Genomic DNA, 405 nt, shown 5'->3' with positions numbered 1-405 from the left:
GTCTCGCACTGTTCGATGATATGCTGACCTTGAAGCATAGCCGCAACTATCCTCAAAGGTGTCGGGTCCCCCGGCTTGAGTTTAATCTTTTGGGTCATTGGATTGTTCACATCAGCTGCATCGCTGAGTGTGTATCTTGAATTTGCCTCGTACTTTCCGAGCAGATCCGGCTCCGAGGTTGTCTATCTTGAACAAGCCTTTCCTCGCCCTCGATATTTCTTCCCGATCGCTTTTGCCGTCCAGACTGTCATTCTATCATTCAGCAGTAGCAACGCAATTGGTATGTAACACTACTCAACTATTAGGTGAAACTAAATAACCTTACCTTCTAGTTCTCGCGGCGTACTTATTCAAGGTCAATGGTCACACCCCTACTGACTGGGAACAAAAGGGTGTCGCTATAGC

1 protein-coding gene is annotated in these 405 nt (G+C 47.2%); it reads left to right on the top strand.

Annotation, left to right across the window (positions count from 1 at the left end; all coding sequences use genetic code 11):
- Nucleotides 1–36: 36 nt before the first annotated feature.
- On the top strand, nt 37–288 hold the full coding sequence (locus C1I97_RS42870; RefSeq protein WP_111007435.1) for an amino acid permease: 252 nt from the start codon (nt 37–39) through the stop codon (nt 286–288).
- The last annotated feature ends 117 nt before the right edge of the window (nt 289–405 follow it).

Source organism: Streptomyces sp. NTH33, assembly GCF_003236365.1.
In the GTDB taxonomy this organism is placed as follows: domain Bacteria; phylum Actinomycetota; class Actinomycetes; order Streptomycetales; family Streptomycetaceae; genus Streptomyces.
The sequence above is the reverse complement of the archived record's forward strand: the minus strand, read 5'-3'. Positions and strand labels throughout refer to the sequence as shown.